16 protein-coding genes and 1 pseudogene are annotated in these 16789 nt (G+C 53.8%); 10 read left to right on the top strand and 7 right to left on the bottom strand.

The annotated features are described in order from the left end of the window. Position 1 precedes the first annotated feature (1 nt). The 3 genes from ABC383_RS22555 to ABC383_RS22545 form a co-directional block, all read right to left on the bottom strand. On the bottom strand, positions 2-910 hold the full coding sequence (locus ABC383_RS22555) for a trypsin-like serine peptidase (RefSeq protein WP_413017460.1): 909 nt from the start codon (positions 908-910) through the stop codon (positions 2-4). Positions 911-1152: 242 nt separating this feature from the next. Next, on the bottom strand, positions 1153-2115 hold the full coding sequence (locus ABC383_RS22550) for a hypothetical protein (RefSeq protein WP_413017458.1): 963 nt from the start codon (positions 2113-2115) through the stop codon (positions 1153-1155). A gap of 534 nt (positions 2116-2649) precedes the next feature. After that, positions 2650-3231 carry a hypothetical protein gene (locus tag ABC383_RS22545; RefSeq protein WP_413017456.1) on the bottom strand — a complete coding sequence of 194 codons (582 nt, stop codon included), beginning with the start codon at positions 3229-3231 and terminating at the stop codon, positions 2650-2652. Between the two features lie 629 nt (positions 3232-3860). Between ABC383_RS22545 and ABC383_RS22540 the strand changes: the two genes are divergently transcribed. From ABC383_RS22540 to ABC383_RS22530, 3 genes are read left to right on the top strand one after another with little or no spacing between them, the layout of a single operon-like run. Then, on the top strand, positions 3861-3992 hold the full coding sequence (locus ABC383_RS22540; RefSeq protein ID WP_413017454.1) for a hypothetical protein: 132 nt from the start codon (positions 3861-3863) through the stop codon (positions 3990-3992). A gap of 54 nt (positions 3993-4046) precedes the next feature. Further along, entirely contained in the window at positions 4047-4562 is a 516-nt protein-coding gene (locus ABC383_RS22535; protein WP_413017453.1) for a helix-hairpin-helix domain-containing protein, read from the top strand. 33 nt (positions 4563-4595) lie between these two features. Next, positions 4596-5138 carry an AAA family ATPase gene (locus ABC383_RS22530; protein ID WP_413017451.1) on the top strand — a complete coding sequence of 181 codons (543 nt, stop codon included), beginning with the start codon at positions 4596-4598 and terminating at the stop codon, positions 5136-5138. Between the two features lie 20 nt (positions 5139-5158). Here ABC383_RS22530 and ABC383_RS22525 read toward each other — a convergent pair. Then, positions 5159-6033: pseudogene (locus ABC383_RS22525) on the bottom strand (IS982 family transposase). Positions 6034-6180: 147 nt separating this feature from the next. Here ABC383_RS22525 and ABC383_RS22520 point away from each other — a divergent pair. The 3 genes from ABC383_RS22520 to ABC383_RS22510 all read left to right on the top strand — a co-directional run bounded on the left by ABC383_RS22520 (position 6181) and on the right by ABC383_RS22510 (position 8890). Continuing rightward, positions 6181-6441 carry a hypothetical protein gene (locus ABC383_RS22520; protein ID WP_413017449.1) on the top strand — a complete coding sequence of 87 codons (261 nt, stop codon included), beginning with the start codon at positions 6181-6183 and terminating at the stop codon, positions 6439-6441. A gap of 42 nt (positions 6442-6483) precedes the next feature. Further along, a complete protein-coding gene (locus tag ABC383_RS22515) occupies positions 6484-6867 on the top strand; it encodes an ATP-binding domain-containing protein (protein WP_413017447.1) in 384 nt (127 codons plus the stop codon). Positions 6868-7183: 316 nt separating this feature from the next. Further along, entirely contained in the window at positions 7184-8890 is a 1707-nt protein-coding gene (locus ABC383_RS22510) for a site-specific integrase (protein WP_413017445.1), read from the top strand. A gap of 462 nt (positions 8891-9352) precedes the next feature. Here the strand turns inward: ABC383_RS22510 and ABC383_RS22505 are convergent, their stop codons facing one another. Next, positions 9353-10207: an IclR family transcriptional regulator gene (locus ABC383_RS22505; RefSeq protein WP_413017443.1), complete on the bottom strand. Its 855-nt coding sequence runs from the start codon at positions 10205-10207 to the stop codon at positions 9353-9355. Between the two features lie 146 nt (positions 10208-10353). Between ABC383_RS22505 and ABC383_RS22500 the strand changes: the two genes are divergently transcribed. Genes ABC383_RS22500 through ABC383_RS22485 form a run of 4 tightly spaced genes read left to right on the top strand, consistent with a single transcriptional unit; the run spans position 10354 to position 14580 of the window. Beyond that, on the top strand, positions 10354-11124 hold the full coding sequence (locus tag ABC383_RS22500) for an enoyl-CoA hydratase/isomerase family protein (protein WP_413017442.1): 771 nt from the start codon (positions 10354-10356) through the stop codon (positions 11122-11124). Between the two features lie 11 nt (positions 11125-11135). Next, complete coding sequence (locus ABC383_RS22495) at positions 11136-12344, top strand: CaiB/BaiF CoA transferase family protein (RefSeq protein WP_413017440.1); 1209 nt, start codon at positions 11136-11138, stop codon at positions 12342-12344. A 40-nt stretch (positions 12345-12384) separates the two neighbouring features. Beyond that, on the top strand, positions 12385-13551 hold the full coding sequence (locus ABC383_RS22490) for an acyl-CoA dehydrogenase family protein (RefSeq protein ID WP_413017439.1): 1167 nt from the start codon (positions 12385-12387) through the stop codon (positions 13549-13551). A 30-nt stretch (positions 13552-13581) separates the two neighbouring features. After that, positions 13582-14580 carry a Bug family tripartite tricarboxylate transporter substrate binding protein gene (locus ABC383_RS22485; RefSeq protein WP_413017437.1) on the top strand — a complete coding sequence of 333 codons (999 nt, stop codon included), beginning with the start codon at positions 13582-13584 and terminating at the stop codon, positions 14578-14580. A 94-nt stretch (positions 14581-14674) separates the two neighbouring features. On the opposite strand, the gene ABC383_RS22480 is transcribed toward ABC383_RS22485, so the two are convergent. Together ABC383_RS22480 and ABC383_RS22475 are read right to left on the bottom strand one after the other, a co-directional pair. Continuing rightward, the gene (locus ABC383_RS22480; RefSeq protein ID WP_413017435.1) at positions 14675-15844 is read right to left on the bottom strand and encodes an iron-containing alcohol dehydrogenase; all 1170 of its coding nucleotides are present in this window, start codon (positions 15842-15844) and stop codon (positions 14675-14677) included. A 61-nt stretch (positions 15845-15905) separates the two neighbouring features. Continuing rightward, complete coding sequence (locus ABC383_RS22475) at positions 15906-16652, bottom strand: IclR family transcriptional regulator (RefSeq protein WP_413017433.1); 747 nt, start codon at positions 16650-16652, stop codon at positions 15906-15908. Between the last annotated feature and the right edge of the window lie 137 nt (positions 16653-16789).

The following is a 16789-nucleotide window of genomic DNA, read 5'->3' as shown; positions in this document are numbered from 1 at the left end:
TCTAGGTGCTCCCTCTCGCGACCCAGTCTTTGATCACCTCTATTACATCAGGCAAAAGACGCGGACCTGAATTGGCCACAACGTTAAGGCTAGCCGGTGTTCCGCCGACGCCGTAGGCGTGGATTGCCACTACTGTCGGGATATCGGAGTGATCGTCGAGGTATGCCCATACAGGGGCGCCGCTTTGCCCGCCAATCGTGTCAACGTCGTAGAATACCCGCCGTGTGGTGACGGCTTTTACGCGGTTGGCGTGAAAGTATTGCTGTCGGCCGTTACCTGGACTCACTGGATAGCCGCTGACATTTACAAGCCGATTTGCGAGTTCAGAGTCGGGCAATACCCCGATGCCGAACGTACCGACCTTCGATCCAATGTCGATATCGATGTGTATTGCTGCATAGTCGAAGTCTGGATCCTGCGATGCAAGCCATGTATCGGTAGTCGAGAAGCTCGACGACTGCACTGAGTGGAAAGGTTCTTCGGCGCCGTCACGGCCCGGAATGACCCTGATCGACTTCGCCCAGCCCCCAAGTTCGACAGGGTCGAACACGCAATGGCCTGCCGTAATGACCGTGCGTGGAGCCGCGAACCAGCCGGTACCGACGTATACAGAGCCACTCTGGCTCGTGATTTCGAGCGCGCAAATCATCCGCCACGGTGTGAGTTCGGTCTCAAGAATTTGCTTCCTGCGATCAATGTCGGTTAGCAGACTTTCGAATATCGACGAGGGATTGCGTAGAGGTTCGCTCCGAGTTCCGCGCACTAGGAAACGTTTAGATGCCCGGGCCGGTGTGACGTCGAGCAGCCCTTTAGATCCGCTGATCACTTCGCGTGGTACCAGATTTCCTGTTTCTCTTCCATTGTCGAGCGATCCTTGTGATGCTGGGTTGTCAACAGACTTCAGTACCATAGCTCCTCCAATTGAATGACGAGGGCCCAACGAGTGGGGTTCATGCTTCTACAGACTAATGACGTCAGCATCTTCTAGGACATACAACTAGACCTAACTTAGTAAAAGTAGCCTTACCCTAATAACATCAATTAAAGTTAGCGTCCAAATCTTCAAATACTTGATTGCTTGAACTTGCTGGAATTAGAGAATTATATGGAAGTTACCAATTTAAAAGCTTAACTACTATATATTGCACATCATCATTTTTCCTTAAATTTTTCTTGAATTGCACTGCTTATTGCCGGACCCATTGCTTCTTGGATAGCTTTTAATTCATTAACGGCCTCTTCTGGTTCAAAACCAAGATCCCCTTTTTCGGAAACTGCAACCGAAAGAATTGCTAAACTCTGAGGTGCCAATAAAGGAATGGGTTCAGAACGCGGACAAGTAGCATTTTCACAGATGCTGCCAAGCACGTTACTGCTAATTTGAACCTTAGGGATACTAACGACTGCCTCGCCTACTGATGCTGCCACAGGTAGTCCATTTTGCTGTTTCCCGATCGACTTTATACTGATGGCTATCGACATACCTATGGCTGGTGAAGATGTCTCGCGTGTCACAGCTGCTGCATGCCAAACGCGAACATAGACCGGCTCAAAGTTAAACGCCACACGTCTTGGAGGCACCGTATTTTGCGAAGCGTTACCTGCGGCAGCAGCGGCATTGTCATTATTTTCTATATTATCACCGGCATCTGTTAGCTTCAAAATGACAACAGAGCCGCTGGGGAAACCTTTATCGAGTGACCGTATCAGTGCAACACATGAGTTTTTGGCAAGGGCGTCGCTAGAAAGAACCACGTGAGCTGAATAAGATGCCTCGGACGCTCGTTTCAGGGCTTCTATCTTTTTAATCTGGTTTTGCATTTGGAGATCAAACACTAATTTTCCAAGTGTACTAACAATTGGTACTACAGCTGGTGCAAGCTCAGTTGTGCTCGGCTTAGAACATGCCTTTTCGACGGAGGCTTTAAATTTTGGATCCAATTTAACGAACTGTGCCAAACGATCAGGTAAGGTACTGGCTGTACTTAGCCAAAAGACAAGCGATGTCTTGCCGCCTCTTTCTCCACTTAATTCGTCAGCTCGAAAACGTGAAATATCTGGCGTCGTACAAGCACAAAGGAAGGGAAGGTATATTACTGGAAATAAGTATTTCATATATTTTTCCTTGGCTCATATAAAGGAATTTTTTAAAATTTTTTTTTAGAAATCAATAGATTTTCCGAGTGCCACGTTATCCAGGTGCCAGTAAAGCAGAGCTATGATGCGACTGCCAGGTTATATTTTTATTTAGCCTCGAACTGTCACCCAGAGGACAGGCGGACGTGACTTCAAGTGGTTGTTATGCCGGCACAAGCGCATATTCAGCCGGTACCTTCTCCAAGGTTGCAATGCTTATATGTGGCCAAGCGACCCGCCCGGGCAATTCATCCTCACGAGGATGAAAGAGATCTAACATGACAACTTGAGAGTATTGCAGCCTCAACTTCGGATTACCGAATTGGTCCTTTTCAGCGAGTTCCTGTATCCAAAATGTCGACTTCATGCTAACTGCTTCAGCTTCTCTAACAGAAAATGGCGCGTTTGTTATCCCACCCGTTCTTCGGGTAGAGTCTACGGTTAAAGTAGTTGTCTTAACTATATTGACACCTTGGTTCGTAAACCTAAGAATTTTATTCATATCATCTGGGCTTAACCAGGAAATCCAAGGGCACTGACATTTCCCATAAAAGGGTTATCAATGTAATGTTTATAAGGTGCCAAATATGGATCAGATTCGAAATCATAGCCTGGAGAATTCACATCTTCAAATCGACCTGACGGTAACCCACTAATTTGCGGGATATCTGGCATTCCATGATGGTTCTCTGACTTTCCAAGCGCTAAAACGTAATCTCCATGGGGAATGGATGCAAGCCGTGCGACATCGATCTCCTCCTCTATCACACTGTCGCCCCTGATCTGATCATCTCTCGATCTACGATTCTTCATAAATAACCATAGTCCAGGCTCGTGATGGATCGGTAGACCTACTCCACCTGCGTCATCGCTTGCTAGTCGGTCCTCAGCCACCACTTGGGCAATTTTTTGCTGATAATCGAGCGTCACGAAAAATTGTTCAAAATCAGGATCGCCAGATCTTAACAAACTTCGATTTGGAACATCCTCGTCAACGAAAGCAAAGCGAAGTTCTTCGTTATACTGATTCATCAGTACTCTGAATTTAAACCATGCAGGCGACGGTGGAGAATTATGGAACGGTAGTGCGATCATGTTCCATCCAGTATCGCTCGCGGTCCATATTCCTAGGAGATTTTGGAGCGGTCCAAGGTTTTGAAATGGCGGAGAACCTCGATTTGTAAGCTTGCAAACAGGAGTAGATTGCGGTGGGACGACATCAGAGAACTGTCGGTCTCTATTATTAATTGGATTTTTCGCAGCCATATAAATGTCTTCTTAAAAGGGTTTCATTTATTTTTATGAAAATTGCAATTGAAAACGAAAAACATATACAGCTGAGCTAACGCAGATGCCTAACACCTGCAATGATGTTGCATCTACTAGAGAACTGTTAAATTGTGCAATGTCAAAGTTATTACAAAACTGCATTGAAAAATTATGACGTTTACGCGGGAGCACACCGTTTTTGGTATACGCTGGGCCGTCGAGCGCGAGCTCTCAAAGGGACGAAGTGACACATTTTCCTGCCGATGCTACGAGTTGACAGATTTACCTTTTTTCTTGTGCGGGTAAAAGTGTCACCATTCACTGCGGCTTGAGAGGGAGACGGGTTCATAAATCGGTGACACAATCACCTTCCAAGACGCGTCGCGCCCGACGAGTATGCGTCGGCCTCGGGCAACTGGATAACGGATCGCGAGCACGGCAGGCAGTTCAAGGCCGTGTTCGTCAAGGTTTCCCCGCCCACCACGCTCACCGGCATTGAACGCTATCTCGGCTCTGGCATGGTCAAAGGCATCGGTCCGGTCTACGCGAACCGGCTGGTCAAGGTAATTCGGCGCTGCGGTATTTGACACCATTGAGCAGACGCCGGCACGGCTGCGTGAAGTGGAAGGAATTGGTGAAATTTGCGCAAAAAAATCACCTCTGGCTGGGCGGATCAAAAGGTCATCCGGCACATCATGGTATTCCTTCATGGCAAGGGCGTGTCGACGTTCGATGCCGTGCGCATCTTCAAGACTTACGGCCAGGACGCCGTTGCTGTCGTGTCCGACAATCCTTACCGGCTGGCGCAGGACATCCGCGGAATCGGCTTCCTGTCTGCAGACACCATGGCCCAGAAAGTCGACATCACACGCGACTCGCCGCTTCGTGCGCGGGCAGGCGTTCCGTATGCGCTGTTGGAGGCGACCGGGGAAGGCCACTGCGACGTGCCACGCAGCGAGCTGGTTTCGCTGGCCGTGAAGCTTCTCGACATCGCACAATCGGTCATTGAAGAAGCGATTGATCAGGAACTCGCCGAGCAAGTCGTCATTGTCGATACCGTGGATGGCATCCCAAGCGTATTTCTAGCGCAGCTGTACAACGCCGAGTGTTCCATCGTCTCCCAGATCAAGCGGCTGCGGTCCGGGACGCCGCCCTAGCCTTCCGTAGATGCGGACAAGGCCATACCGTGGATGGAACAAAAGCTGTCGATCGTACTGGCCGATAACCAGAGGCAGGCGATCCGGCTGGCCTTGACATCGAAGGTGTTGGTGATCACGGGTGGTCCTGGCGTCGGCAAGACTACGCTGGTCAATTCGATCCTGACAATCCTGCGTGCGAAGCAGGTCAAGGCGTTGCTGTGCGCACCGACTGGACGAGCGGCCAAGCGGCTATCGGAATCGACCGGGCTTGAAGCCAAAACAATTCACCGGCTGCTTGAAATTAATCCGGCCAATGGGGAATTCAAGTGCAATGAAGCCTTTCCGCTTGAATGTGACGTACTGGTTGCTGACGAGTGCTTGATGGTCGACGTGCCACTGGGAAACCAGTTACTGAAGGCGGTGGCGACCTCCACTGCCGTGACCTTTGTCGGCGATGTGGACCAGCTACCTTCGGTCGGCCCCGGACAGGTGCTTGCTGATCTGATCGACTCGGGTGCGGTGCCGGTGGTGCGCCTGACCGAGCCGCGAGTTCACGCATTGTTCGCAGCGCCTACCAAATTAACCAAGGTGTAACCTCGGATCAGGATAACGGATTACCGGCATGCTGGCGCAGATGACATAAGGGATAGCCGGGGTTTATTCGGCATAAGGCAGTACGCGACAATGCCACTCATCAAATTGACTATGAAGTTGGCATGCGAACGGTGACGCGTGTGCTCGACCGGGCACAGGTTTTTCAGTTCGTCAAAGACGGTTTCAATTAGAGATCGTCGCTTGAGAAGCGCCTGGTCGAATGGAGTATGCTGGACCGGCTTCATGTTCTTGCGCACCTTGGTGACGAAGTCCATGTGACGAGCGCGCAGCAAATCGACCAGCCATCGGGCGACGTACCCCTTATCCGCATATACTAGCCAAATAGCCTGCGACACAGGAAGGCAACCGGTTTGCGATCATCAACGTTGCCTGGCGTGACTTTGATGCTCAGCAGTTCGCCATGGTGGTTGATGGCTACATGGCGTTTTAAGCCATAGAACCAGCCGGTCGAACTCTTGCCGCGTGCTGCGACCTTGGCAAAGACCCGATGTCGGGAGATGCGCAGGTTGTCACACACCGCAAGCGGGCTGGAATCAAGGATGGTAATGCCGGTGCAGCGCCCCTTCACCTGCTCAAACAAAGCACTTAGTGGCACGACACAGCGCGGCATCAACTCCAGGCAGCGGTGATAGCTTGGCAGGCTGGAAAACTCTGAGCGCAGAAACCGTAGCGCATAAGAAAGATAAAAGCTCTTGACTTGCCGATAGCGCAGCTGATGAAACAACACGGCCAGCGTCATCAGTTCCGACAGGCTCAACGAGGCTGGACGCCGCCGCTTCTTTCGCCCGTCGGCGAGCAGACGTTTCTCCCATTCCGGTTCGAATCTTTGGCAAAAGTCATCGATCTGGCAAAACAGCTCCGTTAGACTGTCCACAAGGCGCCTCCTGCTTTGTTTCGGTTGATCGGTACGCAAACCCAATCGTACAAAGTAGTGAGGCGTTTTCCTTTGATCTGCGAGCAAGCTTCCTTAACCCGATCTGAGGTAAAGTGTATTCTCTTCGTTACCTGAAAAGGGAAGGCGTTGGATTTCGACTTTGTGCCAGCCGATGAGCCAGAAACCATCGCCAGGACCATCGTCGAGCTGGTCAAGACTCGGCTTCCGCGAAAATTCCAGGTCGATCCGGTGCGCGACATCCAGGTGCTATGCCCAATGAGCCGCAGTCTGAACGAAGCGCGTGATCTCAACCAGCTGTTGCTGGAGGCGCTGAATCCGCCGGGTGAGAGCAGCATCGAGAAGTTCGGCTATCGCTTCAGCGTGGCCGACAAGGTGATGCAAATCTAGAACAACTATGACAAGGATGTCTATAACGGCGACATCGATTTCGTGACCCATATCGACCATGACGAGCAGGAACTGACGGCGAGCCTCGATGAGCACGTCGTCACCTATGCGTTTGGCGAGCTCGATGAACTGGTGCTGTGTTACGCAACGATCATTCACAAGTCCCAGGGGTCGGAGTATCCAGTCGTGGTGATTTCCGTCTCCACGCAGCACTACATGATGCACAATCGGAACCTGATTTATACCGGCATCGCAGGCGGCAAGCGTCTTGTCGTACTAGTCGGGCAAAAGCGTGCGCTGGCAATGGCGGTCAAGGGCAAGCAGGCGGGAACAGCGGTGGTCCAAGTTAGCGGAATGGCTGCGTTTTTAGCGTGCCCTGCTCGAAGGTGGCCTTGTTTTCTAAAGAAATTCGCATGCTGGCTCTAACGGTAAGCATTGCGGACCGGCAGATGATCCCACAACGAGGCGGACCTGACCTGCCCGTCTCGTCCCACTCTATTTTCCCCTTCGGCTGGCTCGTTTTTCCAAGCATTGATCAGCTAAATTCTAAAATCGCTAGATTGATAACCGGTATTATCAATCGCCCATTTATACCAGCCAAATCGCTCTTGCTGACCATGAGCAGTGCGCTGGCATCCCTACTCTCCAGCGCTTTTTTATATCCAACACGATTCTCGCTTACCCAGCTATTGTGATAATCTATCTTATCGCCATAGATGCTTCAATCCAGTAAACTGGCGAAATGAAATTACGCCATACCCTTCCCACGACCGCCCTGCCCGCTTCGTCTGACGGTTTCCCCACCGCTTCTGAGCTCGCCGCCCTGCGCGCCTGGTATCAAGGCCTCGACACGCGCGACGCGGTTGGTCGCTATTTGGATGCTTGTCTGGTTTCAGGCAACTCGTCGCGCACAATCATCCGGCGCATCCGTGATCGACTGTGTCATCTCGCCACCTCGCGGTCACGGCCAGATTTGGCGCAGCTGCTGCGTCACAGGGAGTCGGAACGGGTCAAGCTCGCCCGCGCCGTGTTTCAGGCAGTCGAGACCTTGCAGTCCACGCCACCCGCCATCCCACAGATCGGCGACGCCATCGAGCGCTGGCTTGCTCCCCGGTCAGTGCAGGCGCTGCATGCCTACGGCATCCACACGCTCGCGGAATTGACCGTTCGCGTAGCCCGACGAAAGATGTGGTGGTCCACCGTCCCGGGCCTCGGCGCCATTGGGGCACGCCAGATCGAAGTCTTCTTTGCGCAGCATCCGGCGCTCACAGACCGCGCACGGGAACTGATTGTGCTCTCCCCACCTGCCGAAGTCGTGCCATGGGAAATGTTCATTCCGCCCCAGGATATAGATGGGTCGCAAGGGACGTTCCGTGCCCCGAAAAAGACCTGCACCCTGAATGCCGATAATGACTACCAAGCCGTGCAGGCATGGCTTTCCCTTCACGAGTCGCATGCAACCCTGCGGGCGTATCGGAAAGAAGCCGAGCGTCTGATTCTTTGGGCTATTCTGGAACGAGGGCGGGCTCTGTCGTCGCTGACTGTGGAAGATGCCGTTGCCTACCGCGCTTTCCTGCGACGCCCCTCCCCGGCAAGCCGTTGGGTTGGTCCTCCTAAACCCCGGACCTCACCCGAGTGGCGCCCCTTTGGCGGCCCCCTCTCTGCCCGATCGGTGTCCTACGCCGTGTCCGTCATTGGCGCGTTGTACCGGTGGCTGATGGAGCAAGGCTATCTGCTAGCCAACCCCTTTTCTGGCATTAAGGTCCGCGGCGCATCTAAAGCCCGAGTGGTGGATACGAGCCATGCCTTCACGCAGGGTGAGTGGGGAATTGTCCGCGCCATTGCCGACGGCCTGGAATGGTCCTATGACTGGACTGAACCCGCTGCGCAGCGACTGCGCTTTATTCTGGATTTCGGCTACGCGACTGGCCTGCGGGCGGCCGAACTGGTCGGTATAACCCTCAGGTCGATCAATACGGACAGCCATGACGACCACTGGCTGCAGGTCACCGGGAAAGGCAGCAAAGCTGGCAAGGTCGCGTTGCCGCCGCTGGCACGTTCCGCGCTCGACAAGTACCTCGTGCAGCGCGGCTTGCCGACAACGCGTGTGCAGTGGGATCCAAAAACACCGTTGATCGGTTCATTGGATGAGTTCAACAGTGCGAAAATTACGGCAACCCGGCTGCTTGCTATCCTCAAGCGGTTTTTTGGTACAGCTGCAAAGCAGATGGAAACCGATCATCCTGCACTGGCGGAAAAGCTTCGGCAGGCGACGACCCACTGGATGCGACATACGCATGCAACCCATGCATTGGCGATGGGAGTGGAATTGGTTACTGTCCGAGACAACCTCCGGCATTCCTCGATTTCAACGACATCGATTTACCTCCATGGCGACGACGCCAAGCGTTCAAAACAGATTAGTGACGCATTTTCAGGGAAGGCCTAGATTTCAGCTGGCTACTAATGCGCTTCGGCATAATATTTCCAATTTATTAACAGCTTGTAGTAGGTCACCATCCCACGTAAAGAAATAAATTCCATCCATTCGACTAGCGTGCGATGCTCACCAAGTTCTGCTTTACGGCGATCACAGCCTGACAGCAACTGGCACTTTCGACCCAAACCGGTCAATTCACGTGCATCTAAAAGGGACCGATTTAGGAGCAGTAGCCGACATCCGCTGTAACCTAGAGCGCAAAATTTCGAGCCTTGAATTCGTACATTTTTTGGGGCTTTCGCAACACTGAATAATTGCCTACTAGTCACATTTGGTGGCTGGCAAGAGAGAAGTTTAACTTTTGGGGGAGCCCCTGGACGTTTCAGCCATTTATGTAATTTATCCCTGCTACGCCCAACGCAGTCAATTCGATGGCTCAACGCGAGCCTATTGCCAATGTGGGAGTGGCTATCAAAAGTCATCTGCGAGCCTAGCATTCTCTTGCCAAGCACGCTGAATGTCTTGTGCAAGTTGCAGGAGCATTGGCGCATATCGTTCTACCAAATTATCGCGACTCTCTTGATCGAACTGGAAGCTGATGTTCATGCCATACACAGTTCCGTCCGGCGCCCGGATTGCCGTGCCTATGCCGATCAGTCCAGGCAACCAGACCGCGGTACAGAAACCAACGCGTGTCAATTCATCCATCGAACGGAGAATATCTGATTTTAATTTCGCCCATTTTCCCCTGTACTTTCCAGCAATCTGAAGCAACAGTTCATCTCGCTGCACCTTAGGAAGCAACGTTAGACAAGCCCGCCCTACTGCAGTGACTTCAATCGGTACGCGCGACCCCGGTACCAGACGCCTAGTTCGCGAGATGCCGTCATCGCTCTTACGCAAGGCCGCAAGGTAAATCATTTCATCTCGGTCGGCGATCGCAAGCCCGACGTTAATTTTTTCATGCTCGGCCATTTTCCGTATCAGGTCGAGCGCGACATCCATGCCGGGCGTTGCGTATTGAAATGCGTCCGCCAGGCTAAGAAACACTGCAGCGAGTCGATATGCCTTGGTGCCGAGATCATATTGCAGGAATCCCGCATCAACCAGCGAGCGCGTCAGGCGGCTCACGGTGGGCCGCGGTAACCCGGTTCGATCAGCAAGTTCTGAATTGCTTAATAACGTCACACCTGGGCGAAAGGCACGCAGCAATTGAAGTCCTCGTTCGAGTGACTGACTACCGGCCGTTTGCCGCGTGAATACGCCGGTGTCGAGCGTCGTGCGGCGTGTTGACTTGGGTGATGGAGCTTGCGTAACTGTTGGCATGGCAAAAAATTTCAGTATGCGAAATTACAGTGTAGCGCGTGGTCGTCCTTACGGCAAATAATGAGATGTGTACAACCACTCAACGAAAGTAGCGCGATGAAGACGATCAGACTTTCTGCAGCATCCTGTAAAGAGGATTTCACATCATGACCGTTAAAGAAGAAATCGTAGTGCGGCATGACGGTCATGTAGCAATTGTCCAGATGTGCCGGCCTCCACACAATTTTGTGGATATAGAGTTCATGGCACACCTAGCTGACACCCTGGAGAAACTCGACGACGACACCAACTGCCGGGCCGTCGTCCTGACTTCAGGCGTCAATACATTTTGTGCAGGTGCCGATTTCGGGGCGTCATCAGATAGTACCGTGGCACGCGATCCGTCTCCTTTCTATCGTCAGGCAATGAGACTGTTTCGTACGAAAAAGCCCATCGTGGCTGCCGTGCGCGGTCCGGCTATTGGTGCCGGACTGGGACTGGCTGTGGCAGCGGACTTCCGCGTCACTTGCAAAGAGGCACGCTTTAGCGCGAATTTTCTCCGTCTTGGCTTTCACCCTGGCTTCGGTTTGAGCTTCACCTTGCCACGCCTCATTGGCCAACAGAAGGCTGCCAACCTTTTTTACACTGGGCGCCGCATCGACGGTGAAGAAGCGGTCACGATTGGCCTCGCAGATGAGTTGGCTGAGCTGTCTCAGGTCGAGGATCGGGCAATAGCTCTGGCCAAAGAGATCGCCGCGTCGGCACCGCTCGCGGTTGAATCAACGCGTGAAACGATGCGACTCGGGTTTGCTGATCAGGTCTTTAAAGCAAATCAGCGCGAACTTCAGATCCAGCTTACTCACTTTCCCACAGCGGATTTTCGTGAAGGCGTTGCTGCAATGGCGGAACGACGTCTGCCTGTCTTTCACCGCAAGTAATCCAAATCCTCATGCGACAAAATGCGGACGTTTCCCCCAAGCAGGGGTGCAATGGACCTCTTGATGGCATTAGAGTCCTCGACCTCACATCCGTTGTCCTTGGCCCGCTGGCGACACAGATCCTCGGAGACTACGGCGCTGACGTAATCAAAATCGAGGCCCCCGAAGGAGACTTAATGCGTTCCAACGGGGTCTCGCTGCATACCGGGATGAGCTCGATCTATCTTGCTTTGAACCGCAACAAGCGCTCCGTCGCCCTCGACCTGAAGAGCAATGACGGCGCTGCAGCCCTTCGGAAGCTGATTGCAACGTCCGATGTATTTGTTCACAACATGCGCGTTGCAGCGATCGAGCGGCTTGGCTTTGGTTATGAAGCGGTTGCTCAAATCAATCCACGTATTGTCTATTGTGCGGCGACTGGATTCGGGCAGGACGGGCCCGATGGTGAAAAGCCTGCATTCGATGACATTATTCAGGCGGCATGTGGCCTGGCAAGTGTCGCGTCGATCGGTCATGAAGCCCCGGACTACACGGCCAGCTTGATTGCAGATAAGACCACAGGCTTGGTTGTCGCGAATGCCGTGATGGCAGCCATGCTGCACCGTGAGCGGTATGGGGTCGGACAATATGTCGAGGTGCCGATGCTTGAGACTATGACTGCTTTCGTGCTAGCCGAGCATATGGGCGGCATGACCTTCCGTCCGGCGCCGACGCCCGCTGGCTATGCCCGGCTGCTACAGGGAGGACGAAAGCCCGTCAGAACCAGCGACGGATGGCTGAGTCTCCTTCCCTACACACCACGGCATTGGCAAGCCTTCTTCAAGGCGGCTGGCCGAGAGGCCATCGGCCAAAGATTCAAACTTGAAAGCCGCAAGGATCTCAACGAGAACATCCGCCTGCTCTATCAGTATCTTGGAGAGGTCGTCGCCACCCGCAGCACAGACGAATGGCTGGCGCTGTGCGAAGAACTCGATATCCCGGCTACTCGCCTTTATGCATTGGACCAGCTCCCAGACCATCCGCATCTGCAGGCAGTAGGACTGTTTCAGGAAACAAACCATCCGACGGAAGGCGCAATCCGGGAACTCCGGCCAACGACACGATTTTTCGGGACTCCGACATCGATCCGGCGCCCTGCCCCGGTCCTTGGCCAACACACGCGAGAGGTTTTGCTTGAGGCAGGCTTGAAGGAAGAAGAAGTGAGCCGGTTGTCGACTTAAGCCTGATGTCGTTATGAGGACGCAATGTTAAAGGATGCCTATGAATTTTGAATTGGATGACGAGCATCGCATGCTCAAGGACCTTGTTGCGCGCTTTGTGCGCGACGAGCTCATGCCGCTGGAAGGAGCGGTACTGGCACGCGAAGCTACCGGCGGCCAGTTGGAATTGCTGCCTGAGGAACATCGGCGTCTCAGCAATTTATCAAGAGAACTTGGCTTGTGGGGGTTGGATGCGCCTACTGAAATGGGAGGGTCCGACTTGCCAGTCGTTGCGATGGTCGGCGTTAATGAGGAACTGGGAAAAACAATTACGCCGTTCGAGTTGCCACCCGACTCACCCAATCTTCGCATGCTTCTTAATACCGCCAATGTGCAACAACGAGAACGCTATCTTGAACCGTATGCACGTGGCGAAACCGTTTCAGCGATCGCCATCTCGGAACCAGGGGCTGGAGCCGACCCCTCAATGTTGTCAACCCGTGCTGTTCGTCATGGCGACGCCTGGATCTTGAATGGCCGAAAGATTTGGATCAGCCGCGCAGCCAAAGCGGATTGGACCATTGTCATGGCCGTCACTGACAAGTCAAAAGGTGCCAGAGGCGGCATCTCCGCGTTTATTGTCGACAAGGGGACGCCCGGCTTCAAGGTGGAGCGGCGTATTCCGATGTTGGGTGGAGTATCGACCTATGAAGTGGTTTTTGAAGACTGCCAAGTTCCATCGACACAACTTTTAGGGATCGAGGGCGGCGGGTTTGCCCCCATGCAAGCACGCCTTTCCTCGCGGCGGGTACAGATGGCCGCATGGTGCATTGGCCGCACGCAGCGTGCATTGGACATGCTGTGCGAGTACGCGCCTCAGCGCAAGACCTTCGGCGCGTCATTGGCCGAACGCCAGACAATCCAGTGGTGGATCGCAGATGCTGCTACGCGCCTTCATGCATGTCGTCTGATGACCTATGAAGCGGCAGCACGCATAGACCGTGGCGAAGAAGCGCGTACGCAGGTTTCGATGATTAAGGTATTCGCCACCGAGATGGCGTGGGACGTTATTGACCATGTGATGCAGGCATTTGGAGCGATGGGAATGACAAAAGAAATGCCGTTACAGCAGATGGCAAACGAGACACGCTTGATGCGCATTTATGAAGGACCGAGCGAAGTTCATCGCTGGGTTGTCGCTCGCGATTTGCTCGGGCTCAAGCGTTGAAATAACAACCACGACCTACAAGGAGACAATATGCCGTTAATACATATAAAACTGAATCGACGCAAGTTCATCTCATTCACTGGTGCTGCCGTTTTGTCGATTATCGCTGGTATGCACGTTAATGCAGAGGCTGACACTTATCCCTCGCGCGGCATCAAGTTTATCGTGCCATTCCCTCCCGGGAGCGGCACGGATACGACCGCACGGCTTTTCGCAAAAAGGATATCAGAGATCAGCGGCCAACCCGTCACGGTTGAAAACAAACCAGGCGGCAATGGCTTTATTGGCGTACAGACGGTGCTGAATGCGCCTCCTGACGGCTACACGGTATTCATCGGGAGCAACTCGACCTTGTCGACGAACGCCGCTACCTTCAAGAAATTGCCGTACGATCCGCTTACTGATTTTTCCCCGGTCAGCTTGCTCATGCGCGGCCCTTGTCTCATTATTGTTCCGGCAAACTCACCTTATAAGACGCTGAACGATTTGTTCGCGGATGCCCGTAAGCGACCCACTGAACTCAACTACGGCTCTGGATCTGTTTCCTACACCCTGTACAGCGAATGGCTCAATGAACTGGGAAAGATCAAGACGACCAATGTGCCCTATAAGGGGGCGGGGGATGCGGTCAATGCTGTGACTGCCGGCCTGGTGGATTTCGCTGTCGTTGACGCGGGTGGAGCAACGGAATTGGTAAGAGCTGGGCGAGTTCGCGCATTGGCGTATACGGGCACCGAACGGCTGCCTTTGATACCTGACGTTCCAACTTCGGCGGAGGCTGGCGTAGCCAATTTTCTCGCCTTTAACTGGGTAGCGGCAACGGTCTCGGCGAAGACGCCTCCGGCAATCGTCGAAAAGCTTGAAAGCTATTTCAAGCAAGCAGGAACGTCCCCGGAAATCAAGGAACACTTTGCTCGTCTGAACACCCCTTTGCTCGTTACCGGACCTGCCGAATTGCGTCAATACCAGATCGACGAAATTGCACGGTGGAAGCGACTGATGGTCACCGCCAAGCTGGAGCTGCAATAAGGAAACGGGGAGGCACTGACCGTTTGCCTCCCCATTGAAGTGCTCGCCGCGGCTGAGGTCACGTCAGCCCATCCCGTCAACGGCAAAAAATGATCTACCAGGCTGCGTCGAGCAACGATCGCACCACCACCGGCCCGTCTATTTTTCGCGGATTACTATGGATCAGGCGATCCAACATCGCGTGTTCGGCGATGAGATCGAGTTGGTCGTGTTTCACTCCAACCTCGCGCAGCGTGCGCGGCAATCCGAGTTCGGCGATCAGGTCTCCCACCGCTTCGGCAGCAGCCTCTCCTGGCCGGCTTAATGCGTCGCTGATCCAGCCCTGACGCTGCGCATTGACAGGGTAATTGAATCGCAGCACATGGGGCAGCATCACACACGATGTATAGCCATGCGGAACGCCGGCAGTCCCGCCCAGAACATGGCCAATGCCGTGACTGGCGCCTTTGCTGACGCCAGCACTGGTCCCGAGGATGGACATCCATGCGCCAAGTTGGCAGTCAAGCCGCGCTGCAAGATCGGACGGGTCGGCCTTGACTCGGCGCAGGCCCTTCGCTAGCAGGTACAGCGCATGGCGGGATGTCCCATCCGAAAACGGCATGCTGTTGATGGCGCAAAGATCTTCCACCGCATGGTCAATAGCACGCACACCGGTGGAAAGCCAAAGCCACTCTGGCGTGTGAATAGTGACCGCAGGATCAAGTATCACAGTGCCCGGTATGGCAGCTGGATGAATGTAGGATTCCTTGCGCATCGTTCGCGTGTCGGTGCAGCCCGCTGCGGCGGAAAATTCACCGGCCGACAGGGTCGTGGGAATAATGACGGAGTCAATCGCTGGCGCCTTGTAGCTAGGCCGCACGGTATCGCCGTTCGGCTTCGTTACAACACGCAAGGCATCGAGCTCGGCCGGGTCAGTGATGCCATTGCCTAGGCAGATCGCCACCATCTTTGCCGCGTCAGTGACTGAGCCGCCCCCGACGGCCAGCAACAAATCTGCGCGAGCGGCAGCCGCCATATTTGCAGCGGCCACCACCCCAGTGCGAGGCGTGTGTGCACCTATGTCGGAAAATACGCCTGCGCAGCGGGAGCCGAGCGACGTCATCAGGCGGTCGACCACGTCGGTTTTGCGTGCCAGAGTCGCGCTGGCCAGCACAAACACCCTTTGTGCGCCACGATGCGTCATTTCCTTGTCAAGCGCCTCGCACATGTCGATGCCGTAGACCACCCTCTTCGTTCCCGGATAACTGTAAATGCCGTTCTGCATTTGGTGACCTTTCAACTTAAGTACGAGTGTGTAAAAGCCCTGACTGGGATGTGCGATTGCCTCACGATGTCGCGAGCAATCCTGCGATTTGCTCTTGCATTGCGCGTACATAGTTCTGTTCGTTGGCGATCAGACGGTCCGTCAGGCCAGCAACGCCAATGGTCAGTGGCCGCTCGTTCGGCTCGGTGGGCAACAACATGGCAATCAGTGTCGCGTGCGGCGTGACCTGATTCATCGACACGGCATAGCCACGCTCCCTATCTTCCCCAATTTGAGTCAGCAGTCCGGCAATGTCGACGCGGGCTCCCTCTTCCGCAGCCAAATTGTATTTTTGAACAAGTTTGGTGATGGCGGCATCCGTCATACGCGTAAGTAGCATGCGACCGGTGCCTGAATACAATAATGGACGCAACGTTCCAATCTGCAGGTGCATACGTAGCGTATTCGTGCCTTGTATGACCCGTAGATATTGCGAGTGCAGTCCGTTCTGCGCGGCCAGCACGATCGTTTCGCCGGTTTCCATGTTGAGGCGTTCCATCAGCTCCGTGACTTTGCCGTGTATTAACATGGAATTGGGTATCCAGTCGCCTAGCAGAGCCACGCGCAAGGAAGGCGTATAGGTGCGATGTTTGGGCTCATAGTGCAAGTAACCCAAGGTGACCAGGCTGCGCACCAGTACAGAGGTGCTCGAATGTGGCCAGCCGAAATGATCAGCTATGTCGGCCACGGTGCTCTCGCGCCGTACTGCATCGAAGAATTCGAATACTTGGATGACTCGTGCGGCTGATTTGACGACTGCGTTTTCCATAGGGCTTTCACTTAACGAGGCAAGAGGCGCTTTTCTGGATCCGATCTCAAAATACGTATGTGTGATTTAAAAGCATAGAGGAATTTTACCTTGCCCGGAAACCTGCGTCCACGATAAATTAAAACAACACGATGAAG

Origin of the sequence: Noviherbaspirillum phoenicis (assembly GCF_047237965.1) — a bacterium.
Lineage (GTDB): Bacteria > Pseudomonadota > Gammaproteobacteria > Burkholderiales > Burkholderiaceae_D > Noviherbaspirillum_A.
Note: the sequence above shows the minus strand (reverse complement) of the source record. Positions and strands in the feature narration are given on the sequence as shown.